We start from the raw sequence: 14,320 nt of genomic DNA, 5'->3' as shown, positions 1-14,320 counted from the left end.
ATTTAGATGTCGAAAAATGAAAAGGGATTTATATATATTTAAAGGTGAGTTATCCATTTTTTAGAATACAAGGGGAAATATATATGTACAATAAGTTATTATTTATGGGAGAAGAACTGTCTATTCTCATACGCGAAAGATCGCTTCATATTGAAAATACAGAAAGCCTTCGCCGCGTACTAAAGAAGAAAAAAGCTCCACTCAAACTCGCTCAATATTTAAAGCAAGAACATACAAATCAACATGGTACTATCCTCAATATCTCTGATGAATCACTGGCAATTGAAATTATCGGTCATGTCTATATTGGAAACTTTGCCGATATATTAAAAAATATCCCTCGTATACCAAAAATCGCTCCGATAATTGTAGAAAGAGCCTATAAGATTACAGATCATACGGATATTATTGACTGCGGTGAAAAAGAGATTGATTCGAATCGCTGGGTTTGGGATAAATTAGCCGTTTTATACGATACAATTATAAATAACATGTATGAACTGTTTCAAAGAAATAGCAAAAAGAGCTAATTCAAAGTATATTTTGAATTAGCTCTTTTTTAGTACTCTTATGCCTCTATATCCTGCTGTTCTTGAAGTACAAACTGCTTTTCGCTGCGCTTTGCCATAAACATATAACATAAAACGGCGCCCACTTCACATAGGGCAATCACAATACCCATAGGAAGTGCGTTATTACTCCCTCCAATACCTACTAAAGGTGCAACAAGCGCTCCGGAAATAAACTGTAATAATCCAAGCAATGCAGATGCTGTTCCAGCAGCTTGTTTTTGATTTCTCATCGCTAGTGTAAAACCTGTTGTCGATACGATCCCAACACTTGATACAACAAGGAATAATGAGCATAAAACACCGATTAATCCTATTCCTAGTACAATTATGAGAAGTAAGAAAATACCGCCAACAGCTGCAATTCCAATACCAGCTACAAATAATGTTTTCTCACTTAACTTTCCTGCCAAACGGCCAGTAATTTGACTGGCAAGAATAATACCAATACCATTAATAGCAAAGAATAAACTAAATGCTTGTGGTGATGCCCCGTATATGTTTTGCAACACAAACGGTGAACCCGAAATATATGCAAACATCGCTGCTGATACTAAACCTTGAGACAAAGCATATCCCATAAATAAGCGATCTTTCAGCAATTTCCCATATGTTGATAATGTTCCAGTTAAACCACCTGTTTCCCTCTCTTCCAGAGGTAATGTCTCATGTAATACAAAAATAGCAGATACTAACATAAAGACACTTATCACGCAAAGAGCGATAAAAACTCCACGCCATGATGTAAACTGTAACAATTGTCCCCCAATAATTGGAGCTAAAATAGGCGCTGCTCCGTTTACTAACATAAGCAGTGAGAAAAACTTTGTCATCTCAGGACCTGAGTACATATCACGCACCATAGCACGCGATATAACAATTCCTGCTGAACCTGAGGCTCCTTGTAAAAAACGTAAAAGAACTAAACTCCAAATAGATGGTGCAATTACGCAAAGTAAAGAAGATACAACATAAATAATAAGAGCAATAATAAGAGGTTTGCGCCGTCCATAAATATCACTAATGGAACCAACAAATAATTGTCCAACTGAAAGCCCTAGCAAACAAGCTGTTAAAGTAAGCTGAGCAAGGGACGCACTCGTTTGTAAATCATCCGTTAATTTTGGTAACGAAGGTAAGTACATATCAATGGACAATGGCCCAATTGCTGTGAGTGTTCCTAATACAAGAATCATCCATAACCTGTTTGTTTTTACAGGTTTATATACATCGCGATTAACTTCATTCACTTCCGCTATTCACCCTTTCCGTTGTAAATATAAAATAAGCGTATCTATGAATCGTAACAATTATAGTTACATCTTTAAAGATACGTCAAGTATATCGTACTTTCCTCTTAATAACATAAAAAAGCGTACAGGAAATGCGCTTTTCTTTTCTTATATAGAAAATCAGTCACCAGCAGAATATGAAATCTTGAATAAACTATTCCAAATTTCATAATGAGGCAACATTTTAAACAGTGAAAAGCTTACAAAATTAAAGCATGACGCGAATTGTATAATTGGTATGGTACTTGCAATATAGGAGAGTGAATAAAACCGCTTTAAAAAGACTGAATTTTCAAACTTATAAAGAAAGGAGGGATACAAGCTAAGGTGAGATACAACGTACTGACAAAACAGAAGGAGGTTTTTTATGCAAACAAAAATCAAGCAGGAAACGAATAACATGCAACAATATCACTACAAGCAAGAGTTAAAGAGGTCTTTAAAGTTTTTTAGTTCTTTTGCAGTCGCGTTTTCATTTATGTCTATCACAACGGGCATTTTCACGAATTTTGGTTTTGTTTTAAACAATGCGGGACCCGCAGGTATTTGGACGTGGCCCATCGTATTAGCAGGCCACTTGCTTGTCGCTCTTGTTATTGCCGAATTGGCAGGAAGAATGCCACTAAGCGGCTATTCGTACCAATGGGTGACGCGGCTTGCAAATCAAGGATTAGGGTGGTTTTCCGGCTGGCTCGGATTTTGCTTTTTTGTCATTGTCATTCCTGCCGTCGATTTTGGCCTGGCTCCACTCATTGCTGATGTATTCAGCTGGAATATCAGTGGAAAAACCCTGTTGTATATTGCACTCGCAACCCTACTACTACAGGCTGTCCTCAACATTTTTGGCGTAAAACTGGCTTCTCGCCTCAATGACATTGCAGTATATACCGAAGTGATCGGTATGGTGGGCATTCTTGTTATTCTTGCTGTTGTTGCACTATTCACAACTCCGAATTGGGACATGCTAACAAATATTGGCGAGCAGAAAAATGGCACGTACCTTGGCGGCTTTGTAATTGCTATGCTAATGGGATCGTGGACCATGGTCGGCTTTGAAGCCGCGGCGAATCTTTCGGAAGAAACAATTGACGCTAGTAAAAATGTACCACGTGCTGTATTTTTCGCATTGCTGATTGGTGGTATCATTGGATTTGCTTTTCTTTTTACTGTTACAATTTCCATTACGGATTTAGCCGGTGTGACAGCTTCTGCCAACCCGCTTCCACTTATTATTAAAACAAAGCTCGGTCAATTCATCGGCACTTTGTTTATGCTTCTTGTTATCATTTCCATTTTTGCATGCGGGTTAATCGGAATGGCTTCTGCTTCCCGTGTCATCTATGCAATGGCGCGGGACGATGTATTTTTTGCTTCACGTTATTTTAAAAAGGTGAACCCAGGAACATCTGTACCGGTAAATGCGATTTTGCTTGTATTAGTTCTCGATATTATAGCAATCCTATTCTCTGATTCTTTAACTTTACTAGTCGGATCAACATCTGTTGTTCTTACCGCTTTATACTTCATAACCGTTTTGGCTTACTATTTACGTAGAAAAGATTTGCCTGACGCGGAGACGTTCAATTTAGGGAAATGGAGAGCACCTGTCACGTACGGCGCTTTAATATGGCTCGTATTCGAAATGGGGGTATTAACTATTCCTGATATGTTTCATGGAGTGGCGATTGTAGGCGGAACGCTATTTTTAACGGGAACTCTTGTATATTTTGCGCTATTCCGAAGCAAGATTAAAGCAGGAAAAATTGGGATTCAAAATACAAACATCGATGAAGGGCACTCGTAAATAATCCCCCTCCGTTACTGAAGTGAACCATGAAAATGGGACAAACCTCAAAACACTGAAATTACCTGTTCGCTATATCCTTTAGTGAACAGGTAATTTCATTTCCCCCAGTGTTCATCAGAGCATTTTCCTTCTCCCTGTTGTAAACTACATCATATAAATACAAAAAAGAAACCTCATTTCAAAAACGAAATAAAGCCTCTAGTAGTCTAGTCAAGAAGCTATCTATATTCAACGGCACAGTTAAGATATAACTCCCTATAATTTCGTGTTCAAGCTACACTTATATGCGAATATTTCGCGCTCCAGGGACTCTCCAAATTTTAGCAAGTGAAAAAGGGAAGCGAAATCAATTAGAGTTGCCAGAGTATCAAGACATCAGGAATAATTGACGTAAACCCGAGATGTTGTTAAAATTATTGTTAGAATTAATGTGAAACCCTTCACANNTGTGAAGGGTTTCACATTATTTAAATCTTATTTCTTCAAAAAATATTTTCAAAAGGGAGTTGTGCGTTATGAAAAGAATCGTAACACTGAGCACTCGTAAACTGAAAGATACCGCAAAACATGGTGGATGTGGCGCATGTCAAACATCTTGCCAGTCAGCTTGCAAAACTTCTTGCGGAGTTGCAAATCAGCATTGTGAAAACAAAATGAACAGATAGGAAACTGAAACTGTACCGCCCAACTGCTTTCCAGATGGGCGGCAATTTCTATGGACAAAAGGAGTCTGATTATCAGGTATGATTCATCAATATAAACTAAACGGATACAACATTGTACTCGACACCTATAGTGGATCGGTACATGTTGTTGACGACCTCGCCTATGAAATTATTGCACGTTATGAAAATACCCCTGCGGAGGAAATCGTGACAATAATGCTAGAAAAATACGCACATGATGCAGGCATCTCCGAGAAAGACATTCGAGAAACAATCGCGGATGTCGAAGAACTAAAAAATGATGGACAACTCTTTACTGAGGATGAATATAAGGACCTCTCAATTAATTTGAGAAATCGTCAAACTTATGTAAAGGCTCTCTGCCTCAATGTCGCACATACTTGTAACTTATCATGTGAATACTGCTTCGCCAGCCAAGGAAAATACAACGGAAACAGAGCAATTATGAGCTATGAGGTTGGACAAAGAGCCATCGATTACCTATTGGAGAACTCCGGTTATCACCGAAACCTTGACGTCGACTTCTTTGGTGGAGAACCACTCATGGCCTGGAAAGTCGTCAAACAGATTGTCGCCTACGCAAGAAGCAAAGAAAAGGAGTACAAAAAAACTTTTCGTTTTACCTTCACTACAAATGGCATGCTGCTGAGTGATGAGGTCACCGATTTCTTAAATAAGGAAATGTACAATGTCGTATTGAGCCTTGATGGAAGAAAAGAGGTCCATGACGGGCTTCGGAAAACGATTACTGGAAAGGGTAGCTACGATTATATTGTTCCGAAGTTCCAGAAATTTATCGAAAAGCGTGGAGAAAAAGAATACTATGTACGTGGAACATACACCCAGAACAATGTCGACTTCACCAATGACATTTTTCATATCGCAGACCTTGGTTTCGACAAACTCTCGATGGAACCGGTCATCTGTGACCCACGTGAACCATATGCGCTTACTGAAGAAGACCTCCCAGAGATTTATAACCAGTACGAGATTCTCGCCAAGGAAATGCTTAAGCGCGAAGAAGCAGGCAACGGTTTTACCTTCTACCATTACATGCTTGATCTCTCAGAAGGTCCTTGCATCCAAAAGAGAATTTCCGGCTGTGGCTCAGGAACCGAATATCTCGCCGTCACACCATGGGGCGAGATATTCCCTTGTCATCAATTCGTCGGGGATGAAGAATATAGCATGGGAAACATCTGGGATGGAATCACAAAACCAGAGATGCAATGCCAATTTAAAGAGAGCAACTGCTACTCGAAGCCGGAATGCCAGGACTGCTGGGCGAAACTCTACTGCAGTGGCGGTTGCCCTGCAAACTCGCTGCATGCAACCGGCTCTCTCAAGGGAACCTACGACTTCAGTTGTGACATCTTCCGCAAGAGAATCGAATGCTCCATGATGGTTAAGGTAGCCCAATCCATCAGAGCTATGGAAGAAGACAAACAAGCCGTGACTCAATAAGCATAATGATACAAAAAGAGGCTGGGACATAAATAAGAAAAAAATCTGATTTATGCTCAGTCTCTTTGAAAGTATTTCAATATCCTCGTTTAGAAAACTAAAAGAATTTACGTCAAATAAATCTATCCTTAAAACAACCTCCGAAAATGAGAAGTATGAAAACACTTTTTAATCCACTGTTTTTTTCCATATTCTAAAACATGTTTTTAATGGAACACAAAATGGATCTTTGAAATAAAGTTTGATAATTCCGTACTGCGTTCTTAAACAAACACTCTCCTTTAGTTAAAGGTAGATAGTTAGCTTAGTTCTTTATATAACTCGTAACATTTCCTAAACAACAACTGCCTTGAGGATTGTTTACATCGCATCCACATCGGTTTTCGTTTATATTTTCACGAATATGTTCTACTGGATTAGGAGTAAGTCCTTTTTCTACATATTCCTTTATTTTCTCTTTAGTCCAATCAAAGCAATAACAAATTGGTGTAGTTAACGAACCCTCTTTTTGATAAACAGCTACCTTTATGTCAGATACAAGATACTTTTTATTATTCGTATCAAAATAGACTACATCACAATCTTTTATTGAACAAAAATAGTGGTTTTCTTTAACATTTAATGTTTCTAATGCAGATGGTTTAAGTAATGATTTTAGTGTAATCAATTTTACATTTTTAGCTTTATTTTTACACGATGGACAAACACCATCATTTTCAATTTTTTCTTCTTTAAGGTTACTACAACAATCTCCCATTACTCTTCCACCCTTACGATTTATTAGTTTTTTAAATGTTCCTTACATAACAAATTATAAACCCTGTACTATAGTACAGGGTAAAAGGTAGTTTTGAATTTTTTCTTTTTCGTTAACCTTAGCAATAAGAAAAACCGAAGTCTCTTTTATATCGTTAATAAGAGCGTTAAACAGAATTTCCGTTCAAACTTTATTATTTTTTTGTTTGTGCCACTTGTTAATAATAACACTGCATCCCCAAAATTAAAGGCGGGCTGAAACTCCCCCTTAAATATCTATATCAATAATCTTTCAGTTCAGTCCCATTAGAAGCTTTCGCTATCCTCTTAAACATTACGCCGATAAAGATAGGTACACGCAACATTAAATTGCGCAGCAAAATAATAGGAATCTAATTATTCAACAAAATACCCCAAATTGCTGAACAAAAAAATCCTGCATTGATATGCAGGATTTTTAATCAAACTTTTTATAAATTATCAATCTTTATTCAAAAGCTACACAAAACTACTAATCTCCTACTCAACAGTAACAGATTTAGCTAAGTTACGTGGCTTATCAACATCACACTCGCGGTGAAGCGCTGCGTAGTATGAGATAAGTTGTAATGGAATAACTGCTACAAGCGGTGCTAATGCTTCGTGTACAGCTGGTAGTACGAAGCTGTCGCCTTCCATTTCTAAGCCTTTCATTGAGATGATACATGGGTTAGCTCCACGTGCTACTACTTCTTTCACATTACCGCGAATTCCAAGGTTTACGTGTGCTTGTGTAGCAAGTGCGATAACTGGTGTACCTTGTTCAATTAAAGCAATTGTACCGTGTTTTAGCTCTCCACCAGCAAATCCTTCTGCTTGGATGTAAGAGATTTCTTTTAGCTTTAACGCACCTTCTAGACCTACGAAGAAGTCTACGCTACGTCCGATGAAGAAGCAGTTGCGTGTTGTTGCTAAAAATTGTTTTGCTAATGCATCCATTTCTTCTTTTTGATCACAAAGTACTATCATTGCGTTCGCTACAAGACCTAGTTCTTGTGTTAAGTCGAAATCAAGAACTTCGCCTTTTGCTTTTGCAATGTCAGCTGCTAGGATTGAAAGTACTGCAAGTTGCGCTGTATAAGCTTTCGTAGAAGCAACCGCGATTTCTGGTCCTGCATGTAAAGGTAGTGTATAGTCCGCTTCACGAGAAAGCGTAGAACCTGGTACGTTTGTGATTGTTAATGCTTTATGACCCATTTCATTTGTTTGCACAAGTACTGCACGGCTATCTGCTGTTTCACCACTTTGCGAGATGTAAATGAAGAAAGGCTTTTCTGTTAATAATGGCATATTGTAAGAGAACTCACTTGCTACATGTACTTCTACAGGTACTTTCGCAAATTTCTCAATGAATTGCTTTCCAACAAGACCAGCATGGTAACTTGTTCCACATGCAATAATATAAATACGATCGCTATCTAAAATTGCACCACGGATGTCTTCATCTAGTTCAATTTCGCCATTTTCATTTTGATATTTTTGAATGATATTACGGATTACAAGTGGTTGCTCATCAATTTCTTTAAGCATGAAATGAGGATACGTTCCTTTTTCAATATCACTTGCGTCTAATTCCGCTGTAAACGGTGCACGTTCAATCGTTTCACCTTGTAAGTTTTTAATTGTAATACTTTCTTTTGTTACGATTACCATCTCTTTATCCATTAACTCGATAAATTGATCCGTAACTTGTAACATCGCCATTGCATCGCTCGCAACAACATTAAAGTTGTCACCAACACCTACTAATAGCGGGCTTTTGTTTTTAGCAACATAAATCATGTTTGGATTTTCAGCATCAAGCAATCCTAACGCATAAGAACCATGTAAAATAGATAACGTTTTACGGAATGCATCTTCTACACTTAGTCCTGTGTTTACTTGCTGTTCCATAAGCTGAACGATAACTTCTGTATCTGTTTCACTTACAAACGTCACATCTTGAAGATATTCTTTTTTCACTAACTCATAGTTTTCAATTACACCATTATGAACAAGTGTAAAGCGTTTTGATGTACTTTGATGCGGATGTGCATTTACTGTACTTGGAACACCATGTGTAGCCCAGCGTGTATGACCGATTCCCACGCTTGCCGCTACATTCTCATCTACGATTTCACGAAGTTTTGCAATACGGCCTTTTTCTTTGTATACAACAACACCGTTCTCAGCTTGTACTGCAATACCCGCTGAATCATATCCGCGGTATTCTAGCTTCTCTAAACCTTTTAATAAAATTTCCTTTGCATCTTGCTCTCCAATAAATCCTACGATTCCACACATGTTTAGTCGCCGTTACAAATGCTTACATTGCTCTGCGAACATGTAACGACATAGTCATTTTCCATTATTTGCATATCGAAAACGGATTACATATTGCTAGCCCTGTAAGTCTGTAACGGCCTTCACCTTCCTCTCGATTGGTTTCAGTCCGTATATACTTATACAGCTAGTATTCATCCGTTCCTTTTCTCTCATCACACTTTTACCTTTGTCCATCAAGTCACCTTGGTGATTTAAGTAAAAGCTTTCGGTTGTGATGAACAACCGGGAGTCATCCGCCGAAATCTCGATAAAAACTCCTCCTCGTCAACTACACAACTTGTAGTTCTGGCGCTTCAATAATCACATACTTATTTTGAGAAAAAGAACAAGACCATCTTATAACAAACAGTATAAACCGTCAATGAAAATTTTTCATTGTCTATAAAACATATGAAAAAGGAGCACAAAACGTGCTCCTTTTTCATATAAAACCGGCGAATTATTCAGCGCCAACTTCAGCCTTCACAACTTCTACAATACGATGTACGTATCCATCACAAAGCTCTTGTGTTGGTGCTTCTGCCATTACACGGATAAGTGGTTCTGTTCCAGAAGGACGAACAAGAATACGGCCGTCTCCGTTCATTTCTCCTTCTACCACACGGATAATTTCTTTAATTTTTTCATTTTCTAATGCTAATTTTTTATCTGTTACACGAACGTTCACTAATAATTGTGGGAACTTTGTCATTTCACCTGCAAGCTCAGACAATGGTTTTTTCGTCATTTTCATGATGTTTACAAGTTGAAGTGCACTTAACATTCCATCTCCAGTTGTAATGTAATCAAGTAAGATAATATGACCTGATTGTTCACCACCTAGATTATAACCACCACGTTTCATTTCTTCCATTACATAGCGATCACCAACTGCTGTTTTATCACTTGTAATACCGTTTGCTTCAAGCGCTTTGTAGAAACCTAAGTTGCTCATAACTGTTGAAACAACTGTGTTATGTTTTAACTGACCAGTTTCTTTCATGTACTTCGCACAAATGTACATAATTTGATCTCCATCGACGATGTTTCCTTTTTCATCTACTGCAATTAAACGGTCTCCATCACCATCGAATGCAAGTCCGATATCTGCACCTTTTTCTTTTACTAGTTCTGCTAAACCTTCTGGATGTGTAGAACCAACACCTTCATTAATATTCATGCCATTTGGTGAAGTTCCCATTGTAGAAATATCAGCTTCTAAATCTGCAAATAAATATGGCGCTAAAGAAGATGTTGCACCGTGTGCACAGTCTAAAGCAATATGTAAGCCTGAGAAATCTTCTTCTACTGTTTGTTTAATGTATTGTAAATATTTTTGTCCACCTTCAAAGTAATCGTTCACTTGACCAAGATTTGTTCCAGTTGGACGTGGTAATTCATCAACTTCTTTATCTAATAATGCTTCAATCTCTGCTTCTTGCTCATCTGTTAGTTTAAATCCATCTGAACCGAAGAATTTAATTCCGTTATCTTGTACTGGGTTATGAGATGCTGAAATCATAACGCCTGCTTGTGCATCTAATGCTTTTGTTAAGTAAGCAACCCCAGGAGTTGAAATAACTCCAAGACGCATAACTTCCGCTCCAGTTGATAATAGACCTGCTACTAAAGCACCTTCTAGCATATGACCAGATACACGTGTGTCACGGCCGATAATCACTTTTGGACGCTCTGTATCTTTTGTTAATACATATCCTCCAAAACGACCAATTTTAAACGCTAATTCAGGAGTTAATTCCTTATTCGCGACACCGCGCACACCATCTGTACCAAAATATTTACCCATTGCTATTCGCTCCTTTTTCTTGCTCTTTTTGTTTGTCTGTTGTATTCTCTTTATCTTTTTCGTGCTCTTTTTCTTTTTCTTTTTCTTGTTCTTTTTGTTTGTCTGTTGCATTTTCTTTATCTTTTTGTGAATCAGATTGCTCTGTGTTCCCTTGTACTTCTTGACTTGGTTGTTCTTTCTTTACAAGGGTTACCTTCGCACTTTTTTGTTTTGCCTCTATTGAAACATTACTTGGACCGCTAACCTGAATTGGGATATCATGCGTACCAGGAGATAGGTTTTGCAGATTAATTGCCGCCGTTATTTGCGCTGCTGTTATTTTATCTACTACACTAGCTTCTCCTGAAATATCAACACTTATCTTTCCACTTTGCGGCGAAAGGAGTTGCAAAGTAGCGTCGTTTGAAAGACCATTTTTTTGAATAGAAATGCCATCAATTGTTCTATGCTTTATTTGTTTTTGCTTCTGTACTTCGACAGAAACCGTTACTTTATCAGGTTTTGCACTTGTTACACCCTTTGGTAATAAAACAGAGGTATCGAATGTTGTAGACTCTGTCATTTGACTAAGATCCACTTCGACCCCCTCTATGGATTGTATATTATCCAAAACATCTTTTGGACCTGATATCGTCACTTCACTTGGCTGAATACCGATGTTTGTGACCGCCAACCCTTCTGGCATACTTCCTTTTTTCACATAGGTTAGCGGCACTGTTTTCTCTATATTATTTGCTGTTCCCTGTGTGGCAACAGGGATTGTCACACTTACTCTAGATGGGCTTGTTTTTAAATCTAATCGTTTCCCATCTTTATCATATAGCATAACCTCTGCTTCTTTTGTTACCGTTTTGTTAATACCTTTTACATCAACATGTGCCTTAGCCGAAGCAATACTATCTATTTCCTCTTCTGTTCCAACTACCTCAACAGTATCTGGTTTAAACTTAATAGCAGATTTGTCAATGTTAGTACCTGCCTGCAGCTGATCTTCATTTGACAATTTCACATCTACAGAAACATACTTTTTAGCTTTATTATAAATTGTAACTTTAATTTTTGATGGTTGAACGGTTGCTTTCACATTACTTGGGAGATTCGTTGCTTTTAGGGGAACTTCATAAGTTCCTTTTTTATAACCACGTAAATCTACAGGAATCTCAATTTTGCTTTTTGCTTTTATAGCAGCAACCGATGCCTTAGGACCTTCCAATTTCACCTTCACTTGGCTTTGAGTGCTACTTACAATATATTTCTCTGCATCATAATCTACCTTGATAGGGCAGTCTATTGTTTCTTTTGTATCACCTGTGAAAGGCGATATATTCGCAGTGTTATTTTTTTCTGTTATGGTTGTTGACATGAAAAGCATCAATGTCAGTAGTAATGAAATTCCTTTTAAAAACCAATGGTTCTCCATTAACTTATCCATGACGCTTTCTCCTCCAATTCCAATTCCATAAAGATGAAGAAGTTGTCTTCACATTTCCACTAAACTCTGCCAAAAGCATTTCTTTCAACTGCTCTGTCTTTAAATCGCGATGTAATTCACCATTTTTTGTTAAAGAAATTTGACCAGTTTCTTCTGATACAACAACTGTAATGCTATCAGTTACTTCGCTAACCCCCATTGCAGCTCGGTGACGCGTTCCTAATTCTTTAGAAATAAAAGGACTTTCTGATAATGGAAGATAGCAAGCTGCTGCTTTAATTGTACTACCTTGCATAATAACCGCTCCATCATGGAGAGGTGTATTAGGGATAAAAATATTAATTAGTAATTCCGATGATACATTTGCATTCAAAGGAATTCCGGTTTCTATATAATCGTCCATTCCAGTTTCTCTGGATAATGTAATCAATGCACCAATTCTTCGTTTTCCCATATATTCTGTTGCTTTCGCTACAGCTGTGGCAACAATTTCAGGTTCACTCTCTCCATGAACGCCTCCACGAGAAAATAAACTTCCCCGTCCTAATTGTTCAAGCGCTCGTCTTATTTCAGGCTGAAAAATGATAATAACCGCTAAAAATCCCCATGTTATTACCTGATCCGTTAGCCAATACAGCGTATGCAAATCAAGGAAATAGCTTAATATACGAACGACGATAATAACTGTAATCCCTTTCAAAAGCTGAACAGCTTTTGTGCCTCGAATTACAAGAATTAGCTTATATATAACAAACCACACAACGGCGATATCTAATATCGTACTGAGATATTTCAAAAGGTTCATATCTCCAAAAGGCATGCTACACCTTCCTCCTACTTACGAGCAATTTCATCCATATATTGAAATATTTTTTATGCTCTATCTGTATGTATTTACAACAACTAATTAATTATAACATACATGAAAAAAACAACAATTACAAACAACATCCCTCCCTTGGCTTAAATTGGTAAGATGTCAAACTTTTTTGATGAATCGTATAATATAACTCATTATTATACGCTCATTTTAAAATAAAAAAAGCAGCATTTTCAGCCGCTTTTCTTACATTTATTTTAGTTTTTCGCCAAATAAAGAACCCATTAATGCAACAGCCGCTGTTGCAGTTTTATTTTTCTCATCTAAGATTGGATTTACTTCAACAAATTCAGCAGATGTAATAATATCAGCCTCTGCTAACATTTCCATTGCTAAATGGCTTTCTCGATAAGATAACCCACCAGTTACAGGTGTTCCAACCCCTGGTGCATCATGTGGATCAAGACCATCTAGATCTAATGATAAGTGCACACCATCTGTATGTGATAAATACCCAATCGTTTCTTCCATAACAGCCGTCATACCCATACGGTCAATTTCATGCATTGTAAATACTTTAATTCCCTCATTGCGAATAAATTCTTTTTCGCCCTCATCTAATGCGCGTGCACCAATGATAACGACGTTCTCTTTTTTTACCTTTGGATATGCCTCATATAAATTTACAAGTGAAGGATGTCCATAACCTAAGCTTGCTGCAAGCGACATACCATGAATGTTTCCAGACGGGGATGTTTCTTCCGTATTTAAATCACCGTGTGCATCATACCAGATAACACCTAAATTCTTATAATGCTTCGCTACTCCTGCAAGAGTCCCAATAGCAATACTATGGTCACCACCTAACACAAGTGGAAAATGACCTTTTTCTATACTATGATCAACCTTACTTGCTAACTCATTACACACATCTGCAACTTGTGTAAGGTTTCTTAATTTTGTATTTTCATCTATTTCTTTCTCTCTCTCAATACATATATCCCCAATGTCTTCTACGTTATACCCAATGTTCTCGATTCTTTCAATTACTCCTGCATATCGAATCGCACTTGGTCCCATATCAACCCCGCGACGCATTTGCCCTAAATCCATTGGAACGCCAATAATTGAAATTTCTTTCTTCATAGATAGTATCCCCCTTTTATGCCCTCACTAAATATTTTAAATCTTTTATATAGTCTGACTCAACTCGACATTTTTTTGTATGTATATACACCTTATTCACTCTTATTCACGTTAAAATCTATATTTTAACGTGAACCTATGTATAAAACGAACTTAGTAGAAGAAAACTTTTCCCATATAAATCCATTTTGATTTTTC

General features: G+C 37.5%; 11 protein-coding genes. 4 read left to right on the top strand and 7 right to left on the bottom strand.

Annotated features, from left to right (window positions below; genetic code table 11):
- Nucleotides 1-83: 83 nt before the first annotated feature.
- Nucleotides 84-530: a hypothetical protein gene (locus V7183_RS09215; RefSeq protein WP_335359281.1), complete on the top strand. Its 447-nt coding sequence runs from the start codon at nt 84-86 to the stop codon at nt 528-530.
- Between the two features lie 38 nt (nt 531-568).
- Here V7183_RS09215 and V7183_RS09210 read toward each other — a convergent pair whose 3' ends face one another.
- On the bottom strand, nt 569-1,828 hold the full coding sequence (locus tag V7183_RS09210; RefSeq protein WP_335359305.1) for a multidrug effflux MFS transporter: 1,260 nt from the start codon (nt 1,826-1,828) through the stop codon (nt 569-571).
- Between the two features lie 400 nt (nt 1,829-2,228).
- On the opposite strand from V7183_RS09210, the gene V7183_RS09205 reads away from it, so the two are divergent.
- From V7183_RS09205 to scfB, 3 genes are all read left to right on the top strand, one after another.
- A complete protein-coding gene (locus V7183_RS09205; protein WP_335359280.1) occupies nt 2,229-3,665 on the top strand; it encodes an APC family permease in 1,437 nt (478 codons plus the stop codon).
- 518 nt (nt 3,666-4,183) lie between these two features.
- Nucleotides 4,184-4,333 carry a six-cysteine ranthipeptide SCIFF gene (gene scfA / locus V7183_RS09200; RefSeq protein ID WP_097894903.1) on the top strand — a complete coding sequence of 50 codons (150 nt, stop codon included), beginning with the start codon at nt 4,184-4,186 and terminating at the stop codon, nt 4,331-4,333.
- 78 nt (nt 4,334-4,411) lie between these two features.
- Nucleotides 4,412-5,818: a thioether cross-link-forming SCIFF peptide maturase gene (gene scfB / locus V7183_RS09195; protein ID WP_335359279.1), complete on the top strand. Its 1,407-nt coding sequence runs from the start codon at nt 4,412-4,414 to the stop codon at nt 5,816-5,818.
- A gap of 304 nt (nt 5,819-6,122) precedes the next feature.
- Here the strand turns inward: scfB and V7183_RS09190 are convergent, their stop codons facing one another.
- From V7183_RS09190 to rocF, 6 genes are all read right to left on the bottom strand, one after another.
- Nucleotides 6,123-6,575 carry a putative iron-sulfur cluster-binding metallochaperone gene (locus V7183_RS09190; RefSeq protein WP_335359278.1) on the bottom strand — a complete coding sequence of 151 codons (453 nt, stop codon included), beginning with the start codon at nt 6,573-6,575 and terminating at the stop codon, nt 6,123-6,125.
- 518 nt (nt 6,576-7,093) lie between these two features.
- Nucleotides 7,094-8,896 carry a glutamine--fructose-6-phosphate transaminase (isomerizing) gene (gene glmS, locus V7183_RS09185; protein WP_097894905.1) on the bottom strand — a complete coding sequence of 601 codons (1,803 nt, stop codon included), beginning with the start codon at nt 8,894-8,896 and terminating at the stop codon, nt 7,094-7,096.
- Between the two features lie 481 nt (nt 8,897-9,377).
- Nucleotides 9,378-10,724 (bottom strand): phosphoglucosamine mutase, encoded by a 1,347-nt coding sequence (glmM, locus tag V7183_RS09180; protein ID WP_335359277.1) that lies wholly within the window; start codon nt 10,722-10,724, stop codon nt 9,378-9,380.
- On the bottom strand, nt 10,717-12,156 hold the full coding sequence (locus tag V7183_RS09175) for a CdaR family protein (protein ID WP_335359276.1): 1,440 nt from the start codon (nt 12,154-12,156) through the stop codon (nt 10,717-10,719). Before V7183_RS09175 ends, glmM begins: the two co-directional genes overlap by 8 nt.
- Nucleotides 12,149-12,976, bottom strand: a complete 828-nt coding sequence (cdaA, locus tag V7183_RS09170) for a diadenylate cyclase CdaA (protein ID WP_097894908.1) — start codon at nt 12,974-12,976, stop codon at nt 12,149-12,151. Before cdaA ends, V7183_RS09175 begins: the two co-directional genes overlap by 8 nt.
- Before the next feature lie 252 nt (nt 12,977-13,228).
- Complete coding sequence (rocF, locus tag V7183_RS09165) at nt 13,229-14,122, bottom strand: arginase (protein ID WP_097894909.1); 894 nt, start codon at nt 14,120-14,122, stop codon at nt 13,229-13,231.
- Between the last annotated feature and the right edge of the window lie 198 nt (nt 14,123-14,320).

It is taken from the genome of Bacillus sp. JJ1127, from assembly GCF_036965845.1.
In the GTDB taxonomy this organism is placed as follows: domain Bacteria; phylum Bacillota; class Bacilli; order Bacillales; family Bacillaceae_G; genus Bacillus_A.
Note: the sequence above shows the minus strand (reverse complement) of the source record. Positions and strands in the feature narration are given on the sequence as shown.

Bases quoted from the DNA above. Each gene is read 5' to 3' on its own strand.
- V7183_RS09215 (WP_335359281.1), top strand. From the start codon at position 84: ATGTACAATAAGTTATTATTTATGGGAGAAGAACTGTCTATTCTCATA.
- V7183_RS09205 (WP_335359280.1), top strand. From the start codon at position 2,229: ATGCAAACAAAAATCAAGCAGGAAACGAATAACATGCAACAATATCAC.
- scfA (WP_097894903.1), top strand. From the start codon at position 4,184: ATGAAAAGAATCGTAACACTGAGCACTCGTAAACTGAAAGATACCGCA.
- scfB (WP_335359279.1), top strand. From the start codon at position 4,412: ATGATTCATCAATATAAACTAAACGGATACAACATTGTACTCGACACC.
- V7183_RS09190 (WP_335359278.1), bottom strand. From the start codon at position 6,575: ATGGGAGATTGTTGTAGTAACCTTAAAGAAGAAAAAATTGAAAATGAT.
- glmS (WP_097894905.1), bottom strand. From the start codon at position 8,896: ATGTGTGGAATCGTAGGATTTATTGGAGAGCAAGATGCAAAGGAAATT.
- glmM (WP_335359277.1), bottom strand. From the start codon at position 10,724: ATGGGTAAATATTTTGGTACAGATGGTGTGCGCGGTGTCGCGAATAAG.
- V7183_RS09175 (WP_335359276.1), bottom strand. From the start codon at position 12,156: ATGGATAAGTTAATGGAGAACCATTGGTTTTTAAAAGGAATTTCATTA.
- cdaA (WP_097894908.1), bottom strand. From the start codon at position 12,976: ATGCCTTTTGGAGATATGAACCTTTTGAAATATCTCAGTACGATATTA.
- rocF (WP_097894909.1), bottom strand. From the start codon at position 14,122: ATGAAGAAAGAAATTTCAATTATTGGCGTTCCAATGGATTTAGGGCAA.